General features: G+C 44.7%; 17 protein-coding genes. 1 reads left to right on the forward strand and 16 read right to left on the reverse strand.

From position 1 onward, the window contains the following. From asp3 to AOQ32_RS01170, 7 genes are all read right to left on the reverse strand, one after another. A partial coding sequence (gene asp3 / locus AOQ32_RS01140) for an accessory Sec system protein Asp3 (protein ID WP_059393209.1) occupies positions 1–1832 on the reverse strand: 1832 nt, incomplete at its 3' end. Beyond that, on the reverse strand, positions 1832–3370 hold the full coding sequence (gene asp2 / locus AOQ32_RS01145; protein WP_242976699.1) for an accessory Sec system protein Asp2: 1539 nt from the start codon (positions 3368–3370) through the stop codon (positions 1832–1834). The genes asp3 and asp2, both read right to left, overlap by 1 nt. Positions 3371–3480: 110 nt before the next feature. After that, a complete protein-coding gene (gene asp1 / locus AOQ32_RS01150; RefSeq protein WP_059393210.1) occupies positions 3481–4914 on the reverse strand; it encodes an accessory Sec system glycosyltransferase Asp1 in 1434 nt (477 codons plus the stop codon). Positions 4915–4935: 21 nt separating this feature from the next. Next, positions 4936–5769 carry a hypothetical protein gene (locus AOQ32_RS01155; RefSeq protein WP_059393211.1) on the reverse strand — a complete coding sequence of 278 codons (834 nt, stop codon included), beginning with the start codon at positions 5767–5769 and terminating at the stop codon, positions 4936–4938. Beyond that, positions 5766–7217 carry a glycosyltransferase gene (locus tag AOQ32_RS01160; protein ID WP_059393212.1) on the reverse strand — a complete coding sequence of 484 codons (1452 nt, stop codon included), beginning with the start codon at positions 7215–7217 and terminating at the stop codon, positions 5766–5768. Before AOQ32_RS01160 ends, AOQ32_RS01155 begins: the two co-directional genes overlap by 4 nt. Positions 7218–7307: 90 nt before the next feature. Continuing rightward, a complete protein-coding gene (gene pta, locus AOQ32_RS01165; protein WP_059393213.1) occupies positions 7308–8297 on the reverse strand; it encodes a phosphate acetyltransferase in 990 nt (329 codons plus the stop codon). A gap of 88 nt (positions 8298–8385) precedes the next feature. Continuing rightward, positions 8386–9063: a uracil-DNA glycosylase gene (locus tag AOQ32_RS01170; RefSeq protein WP_059393214.1), complete on the reverse strand. Its 678-nt coding sequence runs from the start codon at positions 9061–9063 to the stop codon at positions 8386–8388. Positions 9064–9209: 146 nt separating this feature from the next. On the opposite strand from AOQ32_RS01170, the gene AOQ32_RS01175 reads away from it, so the two are divergent. Next, positions 9210–9896 (forward strand): hypothetical protein, encoded by a 687-nt coding sequence (locus AOQ32_RS01175; protein ID WP_059393215.1) that lies wholly within the window; start codon positions 9210–9212, stop codon positions 9894–9896. A gap of 98 nt (positions 9897–9994) precedes the next feature. Here AOQ32_RS01175 and cls read toward each other — a convergent pair whose 3' ends face one another. From cls to AOQ32_RS01220, 9 genes are all read right to left on the reverse strand, one after another. Beyond that, on the reverse strand, positions 9995–11467 hold the full coding sequence (cls, locus tag AOQ32_RS01180) for a cardiolipin synthase (protein ID WP_059393216.1): 1473 nt from the start codon (positions 11465–11467) through the stop codon (positions 9995–9997). Between the two features lie 55 nt (positions 11468–11522). Next, on the reverse strand, positions 11523–12056 hold the full coding sequence (locus AOQ32_RS01185; RefSeq protein ID WP_047974364.1) for an adenine phosphoribosyltransferase: 534 nt from the start codon (positions 12054–12056) through the stop codon (positions 11523–11525). A 24-nt stretch (positions 12057–12080) separates the two neighbouring features. After that, positions 12081–14171, reverse strand: a complete 2091-nt coding sequence (recJ, locus tag AOQ32_RS01190) for a single-stranded-DNA-specific exonuclease RecJ (protein ID WP_059393217.1) — start codon at positions 14169–14171, stop codon at positions 12081–12083. Then, entirely contained in the window at positions 14158–15114 is a 957-nt protein-coding gene (gene rnz, locus AOQ32_RS01195) for a ribonuclease Z (RefSeq protein WP_059393218.1), read from the reverse strand. The genes recJ and rnz overlap by 14 nt, the downstream gene beginning before the upstream one ends. Positions 15115–15165: 51 nt before the next feature. Then, positions 15166–15909, reverse strand: coding sequence for a tRNA (guanosine(37)-N1)-methyltransferase TrmD (gene trmD / locus AOQ32_RS01200; RefSeq protein WP_059393323.1), 744 nt, complete (start codon positions 15907–15909; stop codon positions 15166–15168). Beyond that, a complete protein-coding gene (rimM, locus tag AOQ32_RS01205; RefSeq protein WP_059393219.1) occupies positions 15899–16426 on the reverse strand; it encodes a ribosome maturation factor RimM in 528 nt (175 codons plus the stop codon). The genes trmD and rimM overlap by 11 nt, the downstream gene beginning before the upstream one ends. A 90-nt stretch (positions 16427–16516) precedes the next feature. Next, the gene (gene rpsP / locus AOQ32_RS01210) at positions 16517–16975 is read right to left on the reverse strand and encodes a 30S ribosomal protein S16 (protein ID WP_059393220.1); all 459 of its coding nucleotides are present in this window, start codon (positions 16973–16975) and stop codon (positions 16517–16519) included. A 105-nt stretch (positions 16976–17080) separates the two neighbouring features. Next, positions 17081–19879 (reverse strand): isoleucine--tRNA ligase, encoded by a 2799-nt coding sequence (gene ileS / locus AOQ32_RS01215; protein ID WP_059393221.1) that lies wholly within the window; start codon positions 19877–19879, stop codon positions 17081–17083. A 271-nt stretch (positions 19880–20150) separates the two neighbouring features. After that, complete coding sequence (locus tag AOQ32_RS01220) at positions 20151–20933, reverse strand: DivIVA domain-containing protein (protein WP_059393222.1); 783 nt, start codon at positions 20931–20933, stop codon at positions 20151–20153. Between the last annotated feature and the right edge of the window lie 18 nt (positions 20934–20951).

Consider the following 20951-nt stretch of genomic DNA (forward strand, 5'->3'; position numbering starts at 1 on the left):
CTAGTGAAAAAGCCTAAAAGCTGTTTTTGGCGGTTGGCTTCAGCCTTTGCGATTCGTTGTTCTCGTGTTTCCTGTACTTTTCTCGTTACCGAATCTGTTTCATCTTCTGCTACCTGACTTGATTCAGCTGCTAATTGCTCTTCTTGCAGTATTTCCTCGGCATCTAAAGCATTCTTTTGTTCATGCCTCATCTCATCATGTTCTAACCTTAATCGTTCTTCTGCATCCGTTTCTGACTCCAAAGACTCTTCTTCATCAGCTTGATTTGACCCCAAGGACTCTCCTTCATCCGTTTGATCTGACTCCAAAGACTCCGCTTCATCAGTTTGATCTGACTTCACTGACTCCTTTACATCCTTTGGTTCTGACCCCACAGACTCTTTTGAATCATTTTGTTCTGCTTGCTCAGTTTCACCTTGATCCTCCTGGACCGTTTTTTCCTGAGTCGAATCGATTAATGGCAAACCATCTGGTGACTCTGATGGCTGGTCAACTACCTGGCTTTGATTCACCGAAATTCCTAACTGGGATAATGCAGATTCTTGACTACCTTCTGTCAATGGTGGTAAGTCTCTAGGCACCAAAACCGGGCCTAATGGTGGCAAAGGTTGGTCAGGCGCAACCCCTTGATTGGTACCAGTTGCTAACAGACTCTTTTCAGTAGCGATTCTCTCTTCGTTTTGCTGAATATCCGAATCACTATCTTGCTTTTCGTCAATCAACGAATCACTATTGACCTCACTACTCTGAATTTGACTTTTTTGATTTTGCCCGTCTTTTTTAAGCTGCTTTTCAGCCTCACGCTTTGCTCGAATCCGTTCAAGCTTTTCCTGCCGACTTTCTGGCCATTCAGGATAAGATAATTGTTGCAGCAGTTCTATCCGAGGGCGGATAACCTGAATGGGGCTAGAATTGTCCGCCAAAGAGTAATGAACCAGTAAGCTATCATCGGCACTCATTAATCCCTCAATTTTTTCTGGTAACGAAGACAAAAAAGCAGCTAAATCAGTTGAATAATGGTCGATTCCTGATGGCAAAATAAGCTGGTCGGGATTGGCAACAATTGCCTTCGCCCCCTTCACGGCCTGGCGGTATTGCAATGCCACCATGGAAGAAACCAAACCATAGCCAACAAATTCAACGTCCTTAGCACGGGCTTCTTTTTTGGCTTGGCTGATTACTTTCAAGACTGCTTCATCATAAAAATCTTGGCAATGAAGCAAATCCGTAGCAAGGTATAAGACCGCCTGGGGTGATTTTTTCACTGCTTGAATTGGATAACTTGTTTGGTGAAATTCTGGCTCTGCCAAGATTACTCGAAGGGTTTTACTAGCCAGCTGATTTGGCATAGCCAAATACGCCCCGAGGTATTCGGTTATCTGTTGGTCCTGGTCCATGAGCCAGCCATCAACTTTTTCAGCCATCGTGACCTCATAGAAAGTAAAGTCACCCGTTCCAGCTGACATCAAATCTAACCGATAATGACTATAAACTCTTGGCACCTTTAAATCCAAAGAATTACTGTTTTGATACTGACTGCTAATAATTTGATCTTTTTCATCAAAAAATGTCCAGCTCAAATATGCGTGCATTCGCTTGGAATTTTGGACTCGACGAGTTGTCCGATAAGTACGACCTGGCTTCAATCGGGGTAAATCAGAAACAGACTTATCTCGATAGTAATTCGCTGCATCCGTCCATGAAGCAATAACCTGACCAGAAGGTAAAAAATGATTCGTATAATGAACCTCATTTTCCTTAATGAAGTCAACAATTGCACCCTGTAACTCATGGAGGACTGTCTGTGGTTGCCAATAGATTTGATATTGCATTAACGCCAGCCCTCCTGTTTAATTACTTTGGCCTGTCGGCTAATTTCTTTTTTCAAAAATTCGACCATGGCATCTACCTGGTCCTCGTGATGGCCAGGCATTTGCTGACGATTAACGGTGACATTGTTATGGCGGAAATAATCCAATAACTTTGGTAATGATTCACCATCATATTCGTCTTGAGTCATCGTAAAGAGTGAAACCTCGCCATTGCGCCAAGTCAATTGATTCAACGAATGCCACAATTTTTGATCTAAACGTTCGGTATCAGATTGATCAAGCCGGCCGGTTAACAAATAGCGAACATCTAAAATCCAATCATGGTTAACGCCACTATGCGCAAAGTCCCCCTGGGCGGTGAAGGTTCCCAAATTGATAATTGGCTTAGCCAATACTAGATGGTCAGCAGCAACCTTACCAGCATAATACATCGCAGCGTAAGAACCCATTGAATATCCGGTTAAAATCAATTCATCGGCCGTTACTCGGGCCGTTTCTTGAGCACTCCTGATTTTTTCCGTGACTAAATCCTCGTATTCTTCATTACCGACCATAAAGGCTCCGCCTTGTGTTCTGGAATCCGTAAAGAGCAAGTATGGGTAGCCTAAATCAGACAAAGGTCCCATCATCTCAAATCCCTCAACATAAAGACGAGTGCCGACAAAGAGAACAACAAGTGGACCCTTTTTAGTACCTGGGTTAAAGTAGGAAAGGACTTCCTGCCCATCCTCGGTCATATCACGCCTTCCACCTGGTAAAAAATACCCTAGCCCGTGGCGAGACCGCCGTTGGTGCACATTATGCAGGTCCAAGGACCCTTTACCCTTCGCAAGTACAAGAATTTGATAGTCCTGATACGAGGCCGGCGCCTTAATCGCCGTCAACCGCTGCATTGCAGGCCCTTGAATCATCTGTAATTGCTGTAAATTACCATTGTGATAAAAAACAAAGCACAACGCTAATTCAGCATCCCCAGTTTGTTCATAATCACAGTAAACAAGATTCTCTTGCCCTGGCTGATAGTCACCTGGAAAAGTTTTAAGCGTTCCAATTTGCTGGTAATCATCGCCAAAATCGCCGCTAATTGCGGTCGAAAATCGTCCCGACCGTGTGAGCTGCCAGTGATAATTTTTGACCGGCAAAAATTGCGTTTCAGAGAAACGAGTTGGAAAACCTGCTTGTCCCAAATACAAATCACGAAAAATTCGATTAGCCACCTCTTCTGGCTTTTTTTCATGAAAGTAAAAAGCACCACGATCATCTAAAGCCTGCTTCAACTCCCAATTGAAACCAACGGCATTTCCCAAATAAATAACTCGATAAGCTGGCCACTCCCTGATTTGACGTGCCAAAACGGTCGAATCAATCACGGAATCGGTCAACAAAACATATGTATAAGCTAAAAATCTGGGATCTTGTTGCCGAGCCAACAAGAAAGGCAAGTCCAAGCTAGCAGTATAATGCCAGTCCAAATTTTCGTTTTGAACCTGTTCGGTCCAATCCATTTCTCCAATTTGTAAAATTGACATCTGGGCCATCGCGGTCCTCCTTCAAAAGTTATTCAATACTTAGTTGACCTTCATCGCTTCAACCAAGCTAGTCCCGTTCAACTCAATTACCTTCTGACAGATAACTTTTTTATTTAAAATCAGCGTAACTCAAGCCGCCACTTAGCAGCCAAAGCATCACTAGCATAATCTGATTGAACCTTTATCAAGGAATCCTGAACTTCCTGCCAATTTTGCTGATCAAAGAGCCAATTCAAACTAGTAACAATATCGCTCACACTTTGAATGTGCTTCATCTCTGGTGCCTGGTAAGCCGTTTGGGTTTTAGTCAGAGAAGGCAGGCCGTGCGCCAAAGCTTGCGCCTGAAGTGACAAATCGACCTCATCGGCCAAATCAATAACGACCGATGCGGTTTGCAGATACTCCTGCCGCTTTTTAGGCGCCTGCCAATCAAGTAGAACAAACTGGGCAGGTAAAGTCTCTAATCGTTCGAAAGGCAACGTTTGGCTCTGCGCCAATTGACCTAATTTTTCGGTTAACAATTGCTGAAAGCCAACTTGCCACATGTCATTTTCAACAATAATTACCAAATCTTCATGCTCAATTGCCAAGTCGAAAAGTGTGGTAAAGATATGGTTGGCATAATCAACTGAAAGCGAACCCAAGCGCCAGTAGCAAACAAAGTGCTTCTTCGGTACAGCATTCTTAGTCGCCAAATCAACCGCAAAGGGACCCAGTACAATTGGTTGGTGGGCTAGGTTGAAAGCTGATGAAAGTGGCACTTGCCCCGTTACAGTCTGGAAAGATAAAAGATCATTTGGGCCTAATTCCTGACTAATTTCAGCCCCATAAAAGGGATAGTCCAAGACTAGGACTCGCTTATCTCCTTGAATTTGCTGGGCAATTGCTAGGTTTTTTACCGAAGGTTCTACCAGAAGCGTTTGATCTGAAAGCGATTGAATATGTAAAACCACCAGGTGTTCAATCAGGGCGCCCATCTCAGCAAAAGTTTGCTCAGAACCATCCGGTAACAGCGCCTGAACCTGACCAGTCTGACAGTTTTCAGTTGCAACCACCGCGCCGCTTTGACTAAGATAGTCAATCGTCTTCAATGATTCCTCTTGGTAAGTCAATACTCGCGAAACAAAACCCCGATCATCAATCGTGAGTTGTTGCGCCACTTGACCGTTTTGAAGCAAATCAATTCGATCAATCAAATCTGCTTTGGGATAAGTAAAATAAATTGTCGCATAGTGGGCTAAATCGACCAAGACCACAATTCGATCGTACATACGAACAAATTCAGCATTCTTTGGCCAAGTAAAATCAGTTAAATCAAGTGGCTGACGATCCTTTTGTGTCACTTGTTGCAGCTCGTCATAGGCAGACCAATACTGAATGGCTTCAATCTGAGCCTGACCAAGCCAGGTCCTCAACCGTGGCAAGTAATTGGCAAAAATAACCGTCACCTGGTCTTCGGCACGCAAAAAGAGCTTGGTCAAAGCCAGACTACTATCAACCTCGTTTTTTGAGTTCGAATTTTCTTGCCAGGTTGGCAATAAGGATATGTTCAAGGCTTCTCTCCTTTATCAACCTTAAGCTAACAGTTCAACCTTATCTAAGGGTAGGCCTGCCTTCTTTAGTTTTTCTCGGTCAATTTCTGCCACCAATACACGGCTAACAGCATGATTTTGATTCGTTAGGACCATGACTAAATCAGGCCAGACATTCCCCTGGTCATCCAAAACACCCTCTGGGAGGGCCAAAGTGGTCCCAGTAGGTGCCAAAACCAAACAACGGTCGACTGTACTAATGTGGACATCGCAGCGTCCCTGCTTTTCCATCACATGTTTCAAGTAGTTCTCTGCAGAGTCATAATGACGCTGATTTTTATCGATGACAAAGTTACGCATCCCTTGAAAATAAAAGTCTTGGCACACCATCTGATCAAAGCCAACGTAAAAATCAGATTGGAGCAGTTGACCGTTACTGAAATATTGTTTGGCAAACAAACGACCATTGCGTTGGTAAATATCTTTGCGGTCCACTTGACCGCCTTCATTTTGCCAAGTCACTGCCTGCACGAGGCGGTTGGAATTAGCAAACCAGCGTACGTCAGCCACCAAGTGACCCGCCACGGAAATACTCTTCGTCCAGTCCTTATTGACGACCAATTGACCCTGGTTAGGAACTTTTAAATCATAAAACCAGACTCCCTCACCATCTGCTTGATCGGCCAGATAACTTTGGCTACAAAGATCAAAAACTTGGTGTGACTCCAAGCCAAGATCACGGGCGATTTGAACAGCATCTTCATGAGGGGTTGCTAGCCAAAGTTCATCCAATTCACCAGTTAGCACCTGATTAATTTGCCAAGCAACCGCCTGCTGGTTTCGTTCATCAAAACTATTAATTAATGCAACTTTCATGATAGTTCATCCTCCAGTTGTGCCCATTTTTCAGCAACATTTTCTGTCAAAAATGGCCGGCAAGAAGCGATTGCACCAGCCGAAAGCCGATCATAGTCCTGGAAACAAGACAAAATGGCATCCGCAAGCTGGGCCACATTGTTTTTCCGGTCAGCATCGGTTGTCAAAAAATCAGCCAAATAACCATTTTTCCCAGGATGAATCAATTCCTTGGCGCCAAAGTTATTCGCATAACTAGCGACTGGTAGCCCCTGGCTCAAGGCTTCCAGATAAGTCAAGCCAAATCCTTCCGAGTATGATGCGGAAACAAAAACATCATGACGTTGCAAATCCTTGGTCACATGCTGAGACAAACCAGCTAAGACAACTCGATTGGTCAAACCAAGCTCCTTAATTTGCTTGGCTAATTTTTGATCCTCTGCTCCGGCGCCATAGATGGTCAAATTAACGTCATGACCACGCTCCACCAGAACTTGAACAGCGTCAATAATTTGATCAATGTGCTTTTCTTCGTGCAAACGAGAGGCTGTTACCAAATTTAATTTTTGATTTTTTCTAGTCTTTGCTTGGCCAAGCTTTGTGACCCCACCAACAGGAATGGCATAGATCTTATTAAGGTTTTTCTCTGCCGTATAACCTTGCAAATCAGCCTTTAGACCCGCTTTTTGTGCCTTGGTTGCCACAACAACCGCATCATACTGGTCTAAATGATCCAGTGTGTACTGATAAAAATTATTAAAAAGAATGTGCCCGTTCTCTTCGCTCACCTTATGGTTCGCATGGACCATACCAACAATTTTCTGCTTAGAACCTGCTGCCTTTTGTCGAACCAAAGTTTCATCGTAGAACGTTCCCCTGTCAACAAAGTACGTATTTTGTCCAAAATGTGCTGCCAGTTGATCTAAGAAAAAGGCCACTAACTCATCAAAGGTCAAGAAATAGTAATTTTCCCCCAAGAAATTAGTCAGATGAATGTCCTGCATGATTTTTTCACCTGGACCCTGTCGATATGACCACTCAACCTGATGTGCGCCCTTCGTCAAGGAAACGTGGGCATCATCAACGATATAGATATTTTTTTCTGTATTAAAAATCTTATCGCGTAAACGGCGAATTTGGTAATTACCAGAACTCTGCGTCGTAATAATTCGCTGCGTATCGGTTTGATCAATTAAAATCTTTTCATGGCTGTTTTGCACTTCGTCTGCAGGCAAGCCATTATCCAAGTAATCCAAAGGGTCAGCGGCTAACAAAAAATCATAAAGGCCAATAACCTGATTTTCCGGCAAATGCCACTCACGCATATGAATATGCAAATCCTGGAGTAAATCAGTAAAGACAATTTTGAATGGTAATTGTCGATCTAAGAAGCATTGAGCTCGATAAAACTGAGCATGTTCGACACCCGAATTTCCGTGACCCATACCTTGGTTAAGAAAAAAATTCATAAACACTTATACCGCTTTCATTCAGATTTTTGTTGAAATAATGGCAAGAAAGGGCTAACCAAGGACTCGGTTACCCCTTTAAAACGATGATTAACGCTGTGCCAAAGCTTGAGCTGCTGTGATAATGGCTACCTTGACCACGTCATCCTTGGAAGCACCTCTGGAAAGGTCCGAAACTGGCTTGGCCAGTCCTTGCAAGATTGGGCCAATCGCCTCAAATCCGCCCAAACGTTGGGCAATCTTATAACCGATATTGCCTGCCTCCAAGCTTGGAAAGACAAAGACGTTCGCCTGACCAGCCACCGTCGAGCCGGGTGCCTTGGCATTGGCCACCTTTTCAACAACGGCTGCGTCAAATTGCAAATCGCCATCAATTTGGTCAGCTAATTCTGGTGCCAATTCCTTGGCTAATTTTGTAGCTTCCTGCACCTTTTCAACTTGGTCGCCCTTTGCTGAACCCTTTGTTGAAAACGAAAGCATGGCCACCTTTGGATCGATACCAAAAATTTTAGCAGTACGAGCTGATTGAACAGCGATTTGAGCCATCGTTTCGGCATCAATCTCGATGTTAATCGCACAGTCAGCAAAGACGAAACGCTGGTCGCCCTTCTGCATAATAAAGGCACCAGAAATTCGGCGGGAACCAGGCGCTGTCTTAATTAATTGGAGAGCCGGACGAACCGTATCACCAGTTGGATGCACTGCTCCAGAAACCATCCCCTCAGCGGCACCCATTTGGACAAGCATCGTGCCAAAGTAGTTTTCATCTTGAAGCCATTTTTCAGCTGTTTTTTCGTCTGTTTTACCCTTACGACGCTCAACTAGGGCCTGAATCATCTTGACGCGTTGATCTGTTGGAACGGTTTTGATATCAACAATTTCAACCTGATTTAAACTCAATTGAAGCTTCTTTGAAAGGGCAACAATCGTCTCTTTTTCGCCCAAAACAATTGGGCTGACCAAGTCCTCTTGGGCCAACTCAACAGCGGCTGTCAAAACCCGTTCATCCGTTCCCTCAGGAAAGACAAGGCGGATTTTTTGACCCTTAATTTCTGTTTTAAACTGATCGAAAAGTGACATATTTGCGCTCCCTTTTTACTCGTTAGTCTTTTCTAAAGTATACCAAAGTTTCTTTCTTTTATTAGCCCTTTACGGTCAAATTTCAAACTTATTTCAACCAGTTAACAGGGACTTCTTGGTGCCTTTCTAAAAAGGCATTGGCCTTCGAAAATGGTTTAGAACCAAAGAAGCCTCGATAAGCGGCCAATGGGCTTGGGTGTGGCGCCATTAAAATCAGATGCCTTTCAGTATCGATTAGCCGCGCCTTTTGCTGGGCCGGCTTCCCCCACAAAATGAAAACCTTTGGCCGTTGATCAGCGCTAGCCGCCTTAATCGCTGCATCTGAGAGTTCTTCCCAGCCTTGTTTTTGGTGGCTATTAGCTTGACCAGCAGCAACCGTAAAAACCGTATTTAACAGCAAGACACCCTGGCTTGCCCATGTCGTTAAGTCATGACTGGATCGGACGTTGCCAGTATCGCTGACTAGCTCCTTTAAAATATTGCGCAGTGATGGCGGAGCTGGTAGAAAATCAGGCACCGAAAAGGCCAGGCCTTGGGCCTGATTTTCGCCATGATAAGGATCTTGACCTAGAATAACTACTTTCGTTTGCGCTAACGGCGTTTTCTCAAAAGCCAGAAAAACGTTTTCACGCTTGGGGTAAACTGGTTTTTGGGGATCTTGATAAACTTCGTTTAAAAATGATTCGGCCTGCTGTTGATAGCCTGCGGGCAAAAGAGGTGCTAAAGCCTGATCCCAGTCAGCTTTGGTCAAAGAAAAATCAGCCATGGTGTATACTACTCCTAATAAGACATTTCACTAACACTGTACCAAAGAAAAACACAAGAGAAAACGCCGCCAGACACGTTTTTACCCAATCTTAAGGGCTCTTTATGCTTAGTCGAGAAAAACTACTTAATTTAAAAGAACAATACATGACCGATCCACAGTCACTAGCCAAAATCGATATGGTGATTCAAACTCTTGCTGCCCTCGATCACCAACAGCTACCACTTCACCGTCTCCCCAACCTACTAGAAGATGTCAAATCCTTAAGTCGCCATCCAGAACGACTCCTCCTCGATGCTGCATTAGCAGAGCTAAGAGAAACACTGATTGTCAACTACGGGCTCTGGTTTTTACCAAACACAGATTGGGTCAAGGATTTAGCCCGCTTCGCCGGCCCCAGACCGATTGTTGAGCTAATGGCCGGTAATGCCGCACTATCCGCTGCACTAGAAGCACAAGGACATGTTGTGAAAGCCGTCGATAACCTTGATTGGAGTGGACAAGATAATGAACGTCCTGTCCCCTGGACAACCGTTAGCAAACAAGCTGCCCTTACGGCTGTAAAAGAGAGCTTACGCAAAGCCGATGATCCAAATTCTCAACCAATTTTTGTGATGGCTTGGGCACCAGATACTAGCGACGATGACTGGCAAATTTTACAATACCTTCGGAGCCAATCCCAACCTTTTCACTTAATTGTCATTGGTGAAAAAAATGGTGCCACCAATTCAAAGCAATTCTGGCAGGAGGCTGATTTGGAATTGAATGATGTTTTAAATCAGCATTACCGAGCCTTTGACATGATTCAAGATGCCGTTTATCTGGTGCATTGATAGTCAAGCAAGATAAAGTTTGATTGATTCTAACAAAAAAAGAAGGCTCTCGCCTTCTTTTTTTATTGACCTAATTTTAGAGACGGCCAATCTGATTTTTATAAAATTGGTGCTAGTAACCTAGCGACATACTGTTTAAAGACCAGCCAACGGCCCTGTTGGGCAAAGCTAGTCACCGTCTGCTCACTGGAAACAGTTAAATCCTGCTTAAAAACATGGGCAAGATGATGAGCTAAGTCAGAATCGTATAGAAAGGCATTCACTTCAAAATTTAGCTTAAAAGAGCGAAAATCCAAATTAGCCGAACCAACAGAAGCCAAATGATCATCGACTACCATCGTCTTGGCGTGCAAGAAACCATTTTGATAATAATAAATCTTAATTCCATACTTGGCTAACTGCGCAGCGTAATACTGAGTGGCTCGATAGACAAAGGCATGGTCAGGCATGCAAGGCACCATAATCCGAACATCAACGCCCGAATTAGCGGCAATTCGCAAAGCATCAAAAGTTGAATCATCCGGAATTAAATAGGGCGTTTGAATCCAACAGCGCTTTTTGGCCAATTGAATTAAGCGGATATAGCCCATCTTAATCTGTTCGTCATCCGTTTCAGGACCAGAAGTAACAATCTGTAAATTCGATTTACCCTGCAACGCCAATTGCAATGGTGGAAAGTAACGGTCTGACGTCACCGCCATCGGTCTCTTGGGTTCAGAAGCGTTCCAATCCAACAGAAAATGAGCTTGAAGTGAGTAGACGCCAGAACCCGTCATTCGCAAGTGCGTATCGCGCCAATGACCAAATTTCTTATCCCGGCCAAGGTACTGGTCGCCAATATTAAAACCACCAACATAGCCAATTTGACCATCAATCACCACGATTTTACGGTGATCACGGAAGTTTAACTGAAAATCAACCAGCGTCAGTCGCCGCTTCAAGAATGGCGTAGCGTAACCGCCAGCATCTCGTAACGGTGCAAAGAACCGCTTGGTTGTTCCAAAGGAACCCAAGGCATCGTAAATGACGTGCACCTCAACGCCTGCTTGAGCCCGCTCGACTAAAATGTCTCTGATTTCATGTCCCAACTGATCACTATAAAAAGTATAAAACTCAAGATTAATACTTTCCTGTGCTTGCTTCAGATCCTCTTTTAAGCGGCCAAAAAAATCCACACCCGAAGTAAAGACTTTAACCTGATTTTTTGTTGCCAAGGACGTCTGGTTAATATTTTGAAACAGCGTGACCAAAGAACGAGCCTGAACTAAGGAAGCTTGCGTTTCGTTCACACGTGTCACAAGTCCTTCCCTTTTACCGCGTTCATCAGCTTCTTGAATCAAATCGGCGATTTTCTCATTCATCGCCGAAGTATCTTGCCCTTGATAGGCAAAAAGTCGGCGCTGTGACAGCTTCCGACCCGCAAAAGAGTAAATAATAAAACCAAGGACTGGAATTAAAATCAGCACTAAGATCCACGCCCAAGTAGCGGCGATATCTCGTGGCTCACGAAAAACCGTGATAACGGCCACGGTTGTGTTAATAATTAAAAGTACTACTAGTGTTGTTAGCATCTGCTTCCCTTTATTTCACCCTGTGAAAGTCCGGTTTTGTACCAGGTGCTAGTCCTTAGTATTCCATCAAAGCAACAAACGGTACTTCGCCGGCTTCCATAATCTTCTCTCGACCGTGGAGGTCCTCTAATTCAATAATAAAGGCTACTCCGGCCACCACGCCACCTAATTCTTCCACAATCTTGCGGGTAGCATTGATGGTGCCACCAGTTGCCAAAAGGTCATCGACAATCAAGACCCGTTGACCAGGTTGAATGGCATCCTCATGAATTTCCAACTCATTGACACCGCCATACTCCAATGTGTAAGAAGCTGAAACAGCCTTACGGGGTAACTTACCAGACTTACGCGCTGGCACAAAACCAATGCCCATGGCATAGGCTAATGGCGAACCAACAATGAAGCCACGTGATTCTGGCCCAGCAATCAAGTCGACATCTAAGTCTTTGGCAAAGTCAACGATTTGGTCAATCGCTTGCTTATAGGCTGGCCCATCCCCCATCAATGGTGAGATATCACGGAAAGAAACACCAGGTTCTGGATAATCTTCCACTGTGGCAACATAATCATGTAAATCAATTTTACTCATTTTTATTTCCTCAAGCCGGGTTCATTAACCGGCAAAATACCGCTGGTATGTGACAGAGTTTGCCAAGGGCTTTTTACTGGTACTTGGTAAACACAAAATGGTCCCTGCATTCATTTTAACAAAACCGAGGTCCAAAAAGACCTGAATCATTAATTTAAATTGCTTTTCTTGCATTGAAAGTTCGGATAATACAGCTTCCAAATGCCCGATAATGTCCAAATTTTGGTGTCCATACAAATATTTATATAATCTGGCAAAGTCTTGGCTACTCGTTTGACCGATTGCCTGCGCCAATGTTGTGGATGAATTTTTAACCGCAGCTTGTGCAGTCTGTGCCGTTTGGACCACTTGCTTTTTAACCTGACGAACGACTGGCTCCATTGACGTAGGCTGATTTTGCTCTACTTCGACAAAGGACAAATCTTCCAGCATTAATTGCAGCCTAGTTTTGCCGGCAAAGGTGTTCACCCCAACCTTACCTGCTAGTGTCGCCTGCGTTTTTTCTTGGGCTTCTTTTACCAAATCAGGTTGGTTAAAGGCCAAGGCCTCGACAAAGCCCCGCCCGCCACGAATATTAAGCTTTAGGTGCTGATTCAGCGCCCCCATCGATTGAACCGATTCTAGTGGCACATCCTCAACAGCAATGACCGGCTGTGGGTTGCCCTGGCCAAATGGTTCCAACAAGGCTAATTGCTGGTAAAAATCAGGCGTCAAAATCCGTGGCTGCACAACCAAGTTAACGGCCAACTTTTGATCGGCAAATTGCAGGTTAGCCCCATCTTGTTGAACCAATTTTTGGACCACCACCAATTCATCCGGTGTCATACTGACCCCTAAGGCGCCGGCATGACCACCAAAGCTAGTGAAATGGTCAGCATAGGCCTGCAAGAAGGCGTGCAAATCAAAGTCCCCAAAGGACCGGCCAGATCCCTTATAGACACCATCAACAAGCGAAAGAACCACCACGGGCTTTTTCACCAATTCGGTCAAGCGGGCAGCAACAATGCCAAGAATACCTTGGTGCCAATCTTGACCCGCAATCAGTAAGATGTTAGTCTCCTGATTTTTTGAGTCTAATGCTTGCTCTTTTGCCTCGTCAAAAACGGTGTCCACTAAGGTCCGACGCTCATCGTTGAGCTGTTCCACTTCCTTAGCAATCGCCTTGGCCCGGTCTAGGTCCTTCGTTAACAAGAGTTCTAAGCCTAGCTGACCATCAGCCAGCCGACCAATTGCATTTAACCGCGGCGCAATTTTAAAACCGATTGTCTCGGCCAAAACTGCTTGACCCTTGGCATGCTTGGCGCTCTTTAACAGGGCTGCCAAACCAGGTCTGGGATTTTCCTCAATCTGTTTGAGACCCCAGGTCACAAAGGCCCGGTTTTCATCGGTCAAAGAAACCACATCGGCCACTGCCCCCATGGCAACCAAGTCCAAAAATTCCACTGGTAAATCTTCCAATGATTCGGCCGGTTGTCCATCGGCTAAGATTGCCTGAGCAACCTTAAAAGCAACCCCCGCTCCTGATAAATCAGAAAAAGGATAGCTTCCCTCTGGATGGCGTGGGTGGATGATGGCATAAGCATCGGGCAGAGTCTCCGGTAAAGCATGGTGGTCAGTTACAACCACGTCAACGCCAGCACCTTGCGCCCAAGCAATCGCTTCATGGCCACTGACACCGTTATCAACGGTGATAATCAAACTGGCACCGGTTTCTTCAACTAAGCGTTGGTAAGTCGTTAAATTGGGTCCATAACCGTCTTCAAAGCGGTTTGGAATATAGGGCGTCACCTCGGCACCAAGCGAGGTCAGCGTTTCCACCATAATCGCGGTACTCGTGATACCGTCGACATCATAGTCACCGTAAACCAAAATTGGTTCGGCAGTAAACACCGCTTCTTGAATCCGATCTACTGCCTTTTCCATATCGAAAAATTCGCTTGGATCATGAATACTTTGAAAATCAGGATGCAAAAAGGCCTGCGCCTCTTTCACATCCTTGATGCCGTTTTGCACCAAAAAACCTGCTGTAACTGGATTTAAATGTAATTGTTCCTGTAACCGTTGGCTACTCATTTGATCTGGTTGATCTAACAACCGCCAATTACTTGGTACCATGCTGCTCCTTCTTGAATGGGACATCAACTACGTCGAAGTCACGGGCAACATAGGTATTTGGGAACAAATGCTTCACATCACTAATGAACTTCTTTAATAATGGGCCAATGTAGCGAGCAGAAATGTGGACCAAGACTAATTTGCCAACATGACTGTCCAGTGCTAAGTGAGCCGCATCACGGGAGGTTGAATGTCCATGTGCCCGTGCTAATTTACTTTCTTCCTTACTTTGACCGTAGGTCGATTCGTGGACCAAAACGTCTGCGCCTTGCGCCAAAATCTTTGCTTGGTCGTTTGGAAGGGTGTCCAAAATAAAGGTAACAACCCGTCCTGGCTGAGCTGGGCCAAGGTAATCTTGACCATTAACCACGCGACCGTCATCAAGGGTGACGGTTTCTCCGGCCTTCAAGCGGCCATAGACGGGACCTGCTGGAATTTGATCAGCCTTCACCTTATCAATCAGTAATTCACCTGGATGAGCCTTTTCTTCGACCCGAAAGCCCCAGGCTTCAATCCGATGCTTTAGAGGAGCCGCTACCACGCGGAAGGTCTCATCTTCAAAGATTGTCCCAACCTCAATTTCCACATAGTGGACCGGGTAAGACAAGTGCGTGTCTGAAACCCGCAAAGCCGTTTGCACAAATGACTTCAAGCCCTTAGGGCCATAAATCGTCAATGGTTCACTTTTATCAGCGCCCTGGAAAGACCGCGAGGACAATAAACCAGGCAAACCAAAAATATGGTCGCCATGCAAATGGGAAATAAAAATTTTTTCAATCTTCCGTGGGCGAATCGTGGTTTGCAAAATCTGGTGCTGGGTCGCTTCCCCAACATCAAAAAGCCAGACAGCATTGCGCTCATCAAGCAGCTTCAAAGCAATGCTGGCCACGTTGCGAAATTTAGATGGTTGGCCCGAGCCGGTTCCTAAAAATTCTAGTTCCATCGGTCTTATCCTTTATTCTCTCTTCGATCTACCGATGTTTACTAGTACAAATTAATCGTCTGCTAATTCACTCTTAATATCATCCAATAGGTCGCGTTCTTCATTTGTAAATACCCGATTTTCTAATAAATCAGGTCGACGCAAGTACGTCTTTTTTAACGCTTCTTTTAACCGCCATTCAGCGATTTTACCGTGGTTTCCAGAAGTTAAGACTTCTGGCACGGTTAGGCCACGAAAGTCTGCTGGTCGCGTGTATTGTGGGTATTCCAGCAAGCCATCAGCAAAGGAATCACCTTCTGCCGATTCAGCATTGCCCAAAACATGAGGCAAAAAGCGAACCGTTGCATCAATCATAACCATCGAGGCCAGCTCTCCACCAGTTAAAACATAATCACCCAGTGAAAGTTCTTCGTCTACTAAGGTCTTAATCCGCTCATCATAGCCCTCATAATGACCGGCAATAAAAGTCAGATGGTCATAGTTTGCCAATCGTTTTGCGTCCGTGTGGTCAAACTTCTTACCAGCCGGATCTAACAAGATGACATGCCCCGCACTTTTTTCAGGGCTATTTTCCTTGACAGCCTCTAAGGCATCAAAAATCGGTTGGGGCGTGAGCAACATGCCAGCCCCACCACCGAAGGGATAGTCATCAACATTGTTATGCTTGTTGGTTGTGTAGTCACGAAAATCAGTCACGGCAAAGTCAAGGTCACCACGATCAATCGCTTTACCGATAATTGACTGACGCATTGGTGCAAACATGTCTGGAAAAAGGCTTAAAACATCAATCTTCATCGTCAAATAGCCCTTCCAAGACATCAATGGTAATCACCTTATCAGCCACATTGACCTCTTTTACGACATCATCGATGACTGGAATTAAGCCATCTTTGCCCTTGGGACGCTTCATAATCCAAACGTCGTTGGCACCAGTTGTCATAATTTCTTTGATTTCGCCCAAAGTCTGCCCGTCTAAGTCGACAACGGTGCAGCCAATGATTTCGTTGTAGTAATATTCCCCATCATCAAGGTCATCGCGATCTTCTTCATCAACGAAGACATCCTGACCCTTAAAGATTTCAACCTGGTTAATATTATCAACACCATCAAAAGTGACCAGCCACATGCCCTTATGAACACGAGCCTTTGCAATCGTTTCCTTGACGTATTGCCCCTTGTCCAAACGGTAAATCGCTTGCCCCTTTTGAAAGCGGTCATCAGCAAAGTCCGTAATGGCTTTGATTTTCAACTCACCACGAATGCCATGTGTATTGACAATCGTTCCAATTTTAAAGTAATTTTTTGTTTCCATACTCTCTATTATAGCTTATCTTAGCTTGTTCAAAAAGAAAAAAACTACCAAATGAACTTTGGTAGTTTCCACTTTATAAACCAGTTTGTCTTAAACCAATTCCAACAAGTCAGCCTTCTTAGCTGATGCTGGGTAGTCAATACCTTGGGCGTCCAAGTATGCCTTGATTTCGGCAACCTTGTTCTTAGCCGTTGGCTTTTCAGAAGAAGCAGCTGCTTCTTCCTTAACTGCTGGCTTAGCAGCAGCTGACTTCTTTGCCTTGGCAGGCTTTTCAGAAGCTGCAGCAGCCTTTTGTTCAGCATACTTAGCCATGATGCCAGCCTTTGACAACAAGTTACGAGCTGTGTCAGATGGTTGTGCACCATTTGCCAACCAAGCCAAAATCTTAGCTTCGTCCAACTTTACTTCTGCTGGAACAGCGATTGGGTTATAAGTTCCCACTGTTTCGATAAAACGACCATCACGTGGTGAACGTGAGTCAGCGATAACAACGCGGTAGAATGGACGCTTCTTAGCACCCATCCGCTTCAAGCGAATTTTAACTGCCATAATGTAATTCCTCCGTATTTCTTTACTTGTCTATTATGCCAAATATCAAAAACGATGTCAAGTGTTTTTACTTGACATCGTTTTTTAAAACAAGATAACTGATTTTTAAGCTTCAAAGCCTTCTGCTAAAGCAGCTGGATAATACTTGCGAACCAATGCAGCTTCAGCCTTTGACAATTCTGGGAAGGCCTCATCGGCTCCCAAGTCTTCGTGATAGCGACGGTCACGCGGTGACAAACCACCGCGGGCCTTTTCAACTAAAACAGGAACGTCATCAAAGCTTGGCACAGCATCTGTTGCGTCTTCGCGATCCTTCAAGTCCAATTGTGAGACCATCAAAATCAAACGCAAGTCTAAGTTCAACTCAGACAAAACGCTCTTCTGATCAGCCGTCAAGTACAACGTCATGGCTGCTTCGGCGTTCTTACCGACCAAGCCATCCGTTCGAGCGGCTTCGATTGCCTTGTTGGCTGCTGAACGCAATGCAAAGACCGTTTCCCACTTAACCATCATGTCAGCAGTTTCTGGCAAGTCCTCTACAGTTGGCATGTCTTGCAAGTAAGCGTACTTCGTGTTGGTATGTGGAATATATGACCAGATTTCTTCAGCCGTGTGTGGCAAAACTGGCAGCATCAACTTCGTTAAGGCCGTCAAAATTTCGTAGAAGACTGATTGCATTGAACGACGCAAAGCAGAATCAGGTGCTTCGACATAAACAACGTCCTTGGCAACATCCAAATAGAAAGCAGACAAGTCCACGTTAATAAAGTTAATCAAACGTGAATAGATTTCATTGAGACGATAGTTGTCATAACTATCCTTCAAATCAGCGACCAAGTTGTTCAACAAGACCGTTGCATATTGGTCATGAGCGGCACGGTCTGCGAAGGCAACCTTATCAGTATCGTAATCAAAGTCAGATGTGTTGGCCAACAAGAAACGCATGGTATTACGGATTTTGCGGTAAGAATCAGCAACTTGCTTCAAAATTTCATCTGAAACTGGCATATCTTGGGACGTATCAACTGAGATAGTCCACAAACGCAAAATTTCAACACCAAACTTGTTACCAACATCCAATGGTGAAATCGTGTTTCCCAATGACTTGGACATCTTGTTACCCTTACCATCCAAAGTAAAGCCTTGTGATAGCAAGTTCTTGTAAGGTGCCTGGCCCGTTACTGCCACAGAAGTAATCAATGAAGAGTTAAACCAACCACGGTACTGGTCAGAACCTTCCAAATACAAATCAGCAGGGTAATCCAATTGAGGGCGTTGACGCATCACCCCATTCCAAGAAGAACCGGAATCGAACCAAACATCCATGATGTCCTCTTCCTTCTTGAATTGGCCGTTTGGTGAATGCTCGTTTGTATAACCTTCTGGCAAGAGGTCCTTGGCTTCACGTTCAAACCAAACGTTTGAACCGTGCTTTTCAACCAATTGGGCAACATGTTCAATAATGTCAGCATCCAAAATGGCTGTTCCATCTTCTGCATAGAAGATTGGCAATGGCACGCCCCAAACACGTTGACGCGAAATAACCCAATCGCCACGACCGGCAATCATGTTGTGCAAGCGCTTTTGACCCCATGCTGGAAAGAAGTTAACCCCATCAATTTGATCCAAAATGTCCTGACGGAAGTTGTCAATTGAAGCAAACCATTGTGGCACAGCTCGCCAAATAATTGGCTTCTTTGTTCGCCAGTCAAATGGGTATGAGTGGGTAATCTTTTCCTTCGCCAAGAACAACCCGGCATCCGTCAACTTCGTGATAACCGTTCCGGTAACATCATCATAGAACCGACCTTCAAAATCAGGACCCGCATTCTTGGTCATATTTCCTTTTTCATCAACGGTCACAACAACCTCTAAGCCATATTGCTTTGAAACGTTGTAATCGTCTTCACCAAAGCCAGGAGCCGTGTGGACCAAACCAGTTCCGGAATCCAAAGTAACGTGGTCCGCATTCATAACCACTTCTTCGGCATCGGCATCCCATGGATGGTAAGCCGTAATCTTATCCAAGTCTTGGCCCTTATATGAATCCAAGACTTCGTAATTTTCCCAACCAAACTTTGGCGCAACCGTTTCCAGCAATTCCTTAGCCACAACATACTTCTTATCTTGACCAGCTGGCTTCACCAAAACATAGTCAAAATCAGGACCTAAGGTAATTCCACGTGAAGCGGTAACCGTAAATGGCGTCGTGGTCCAAACGACCAAGTAAGTATCACCATCCAAAATACCCTTGCCATCCTTGACACGGTTGGCATAGAACAATGAAGTTGACTTGATGTCATGGTATTCAATTTCGGCTTCCGCCAAAGCTGATTCAGATGACCATGACCAGTAAACTGGCTTAGCACCCTGGAAGATGTAACCCTTCTTGGCCATCGTACCAAAGACACGCAATTGTGCAGCTTCGAATTCAGGTTGCAAAGTAATGTATGGGTGATCCCAATCGGCCATAATCCCCAAACGCTTAAAGTCATTGCGTTGCTTATCAACTTGTTCCAGGGCAAAATCCTTGGCCAAGTTACGCCATTCGCTCTTTGGCATTGACTTCCGGTCGTGACCAGCCTTTGTTAGCTGTTGTTCAATTGGCAAACCGTGCGTATCCCATCCAGGAACATAAGGTGCATAATAGCCATTCATGTTCTTGTAACGGACAATAATATCCTTGGTAATCTTGTTCAAAGCGTGACCCAAATGAATGTTTCCATTGGCATAGGGAGGGCCATCGTGCAAGTTAAAGTGTGGCTTTTGCTCGTTTTGCGCCAGTCGTTGTTCATAGAGGTTGTCATCGTACCAACCTTGTTGCCGTTCTGGCTCCGTTGTTGGCAAAGAGCCTCGCATCGGAAATGCTGTTTTTCCTAAATTCAATGTGTCTTTATACTTCATAAGAGACTCCTTTCAATAAACAAAAAAACGTCCTGTGCCCCAAAATTTGGGACAACAGGACGTTTTTTACGTGGTACCACCTATCTTCCGCTGACCAATGGTCAACGCTCTAACTGGCGATAACGGGCCAAGCCGTCAAACTTACTCTTAGTTCAGTTTGATGAAGGGTAAGGGATGTAAAAAAGCTGAGGGAATGACCATCTTACACCGGACATGGCTCGCTAACACTATCAACTTTTTTAAACTGGCTTACACCGTTAATCAATCATTTTTACTTTGGTTGTCCATTTTCAGGGAAAACGACCACCGTTGGATCTGCAACTTCCGCTTCAACCTCAACCGTTTCACTTTCAGCAGGCTTTTCTTCCCCTTCACTAGGTTCGATTGGGCCCTTAGCAAAACTTGGAACTTCTTTAATATCGGTTGGCAACGGCTTTTCTTCAGTACCATCTTGACTAGCAGCATCCGTTGGTGCCGGTACTGATGCTTCCGAAGCAGGCTTCAACCAATGGTTCGTTTCACCCAAAACCTTTTCCGACAATTCAGAAGCAGGCAACTTATTAACTGCCTGTGACAATTGCCCCTGCTCAAGCAAAGCCTTTTGTTGGTCAATCAATGACAAGAATGATTGGCGGAAACTATCAACTCGCTGGCGCAAGCGATTTTGCTCGTCAATCAAATCAACATTTTCTTGAGCCAAACGGGCGGATTCAGCTTCAGCTTTTTGACGGGCATCATCAACAATTTGCTTAGCTTCATCTTGGGCGTGGGTCAATTGTGACTTTACTTCAGATTCCGTCTCAGAGCGCAAACGTGAGGCAGCGCTTTGGGCAAACATGATTGATTCATTCACTTGATCACGTTCACCCTCAAGCTCATCAATACGGTTTTGTTGCTGACGGTTTTGTTGTTGTAATTTCTCAAAATCAGCCAATAAAGTACGATAATCATTATTGACTTCATCCAAGAAAGAATCAACTTCGCGCGCCACATATGCCCGTGAGCCCTTTCGGGTGAATTCATGGTTTAAAATCTCATCTGGTGTTAATGCCATCTTATATCTCTGCCTCCC

Origin of the sequence: Fructobacillus tropaeoli (assembly GCF_001047135.2) — a bacterium.
GTDB classification, from domain to species: Bacteria; Bacillota; Bacilli; order Lactobacillales; family Lactobacillaceae; genus Fructobacillus; species Fructobacillus tropaeoli.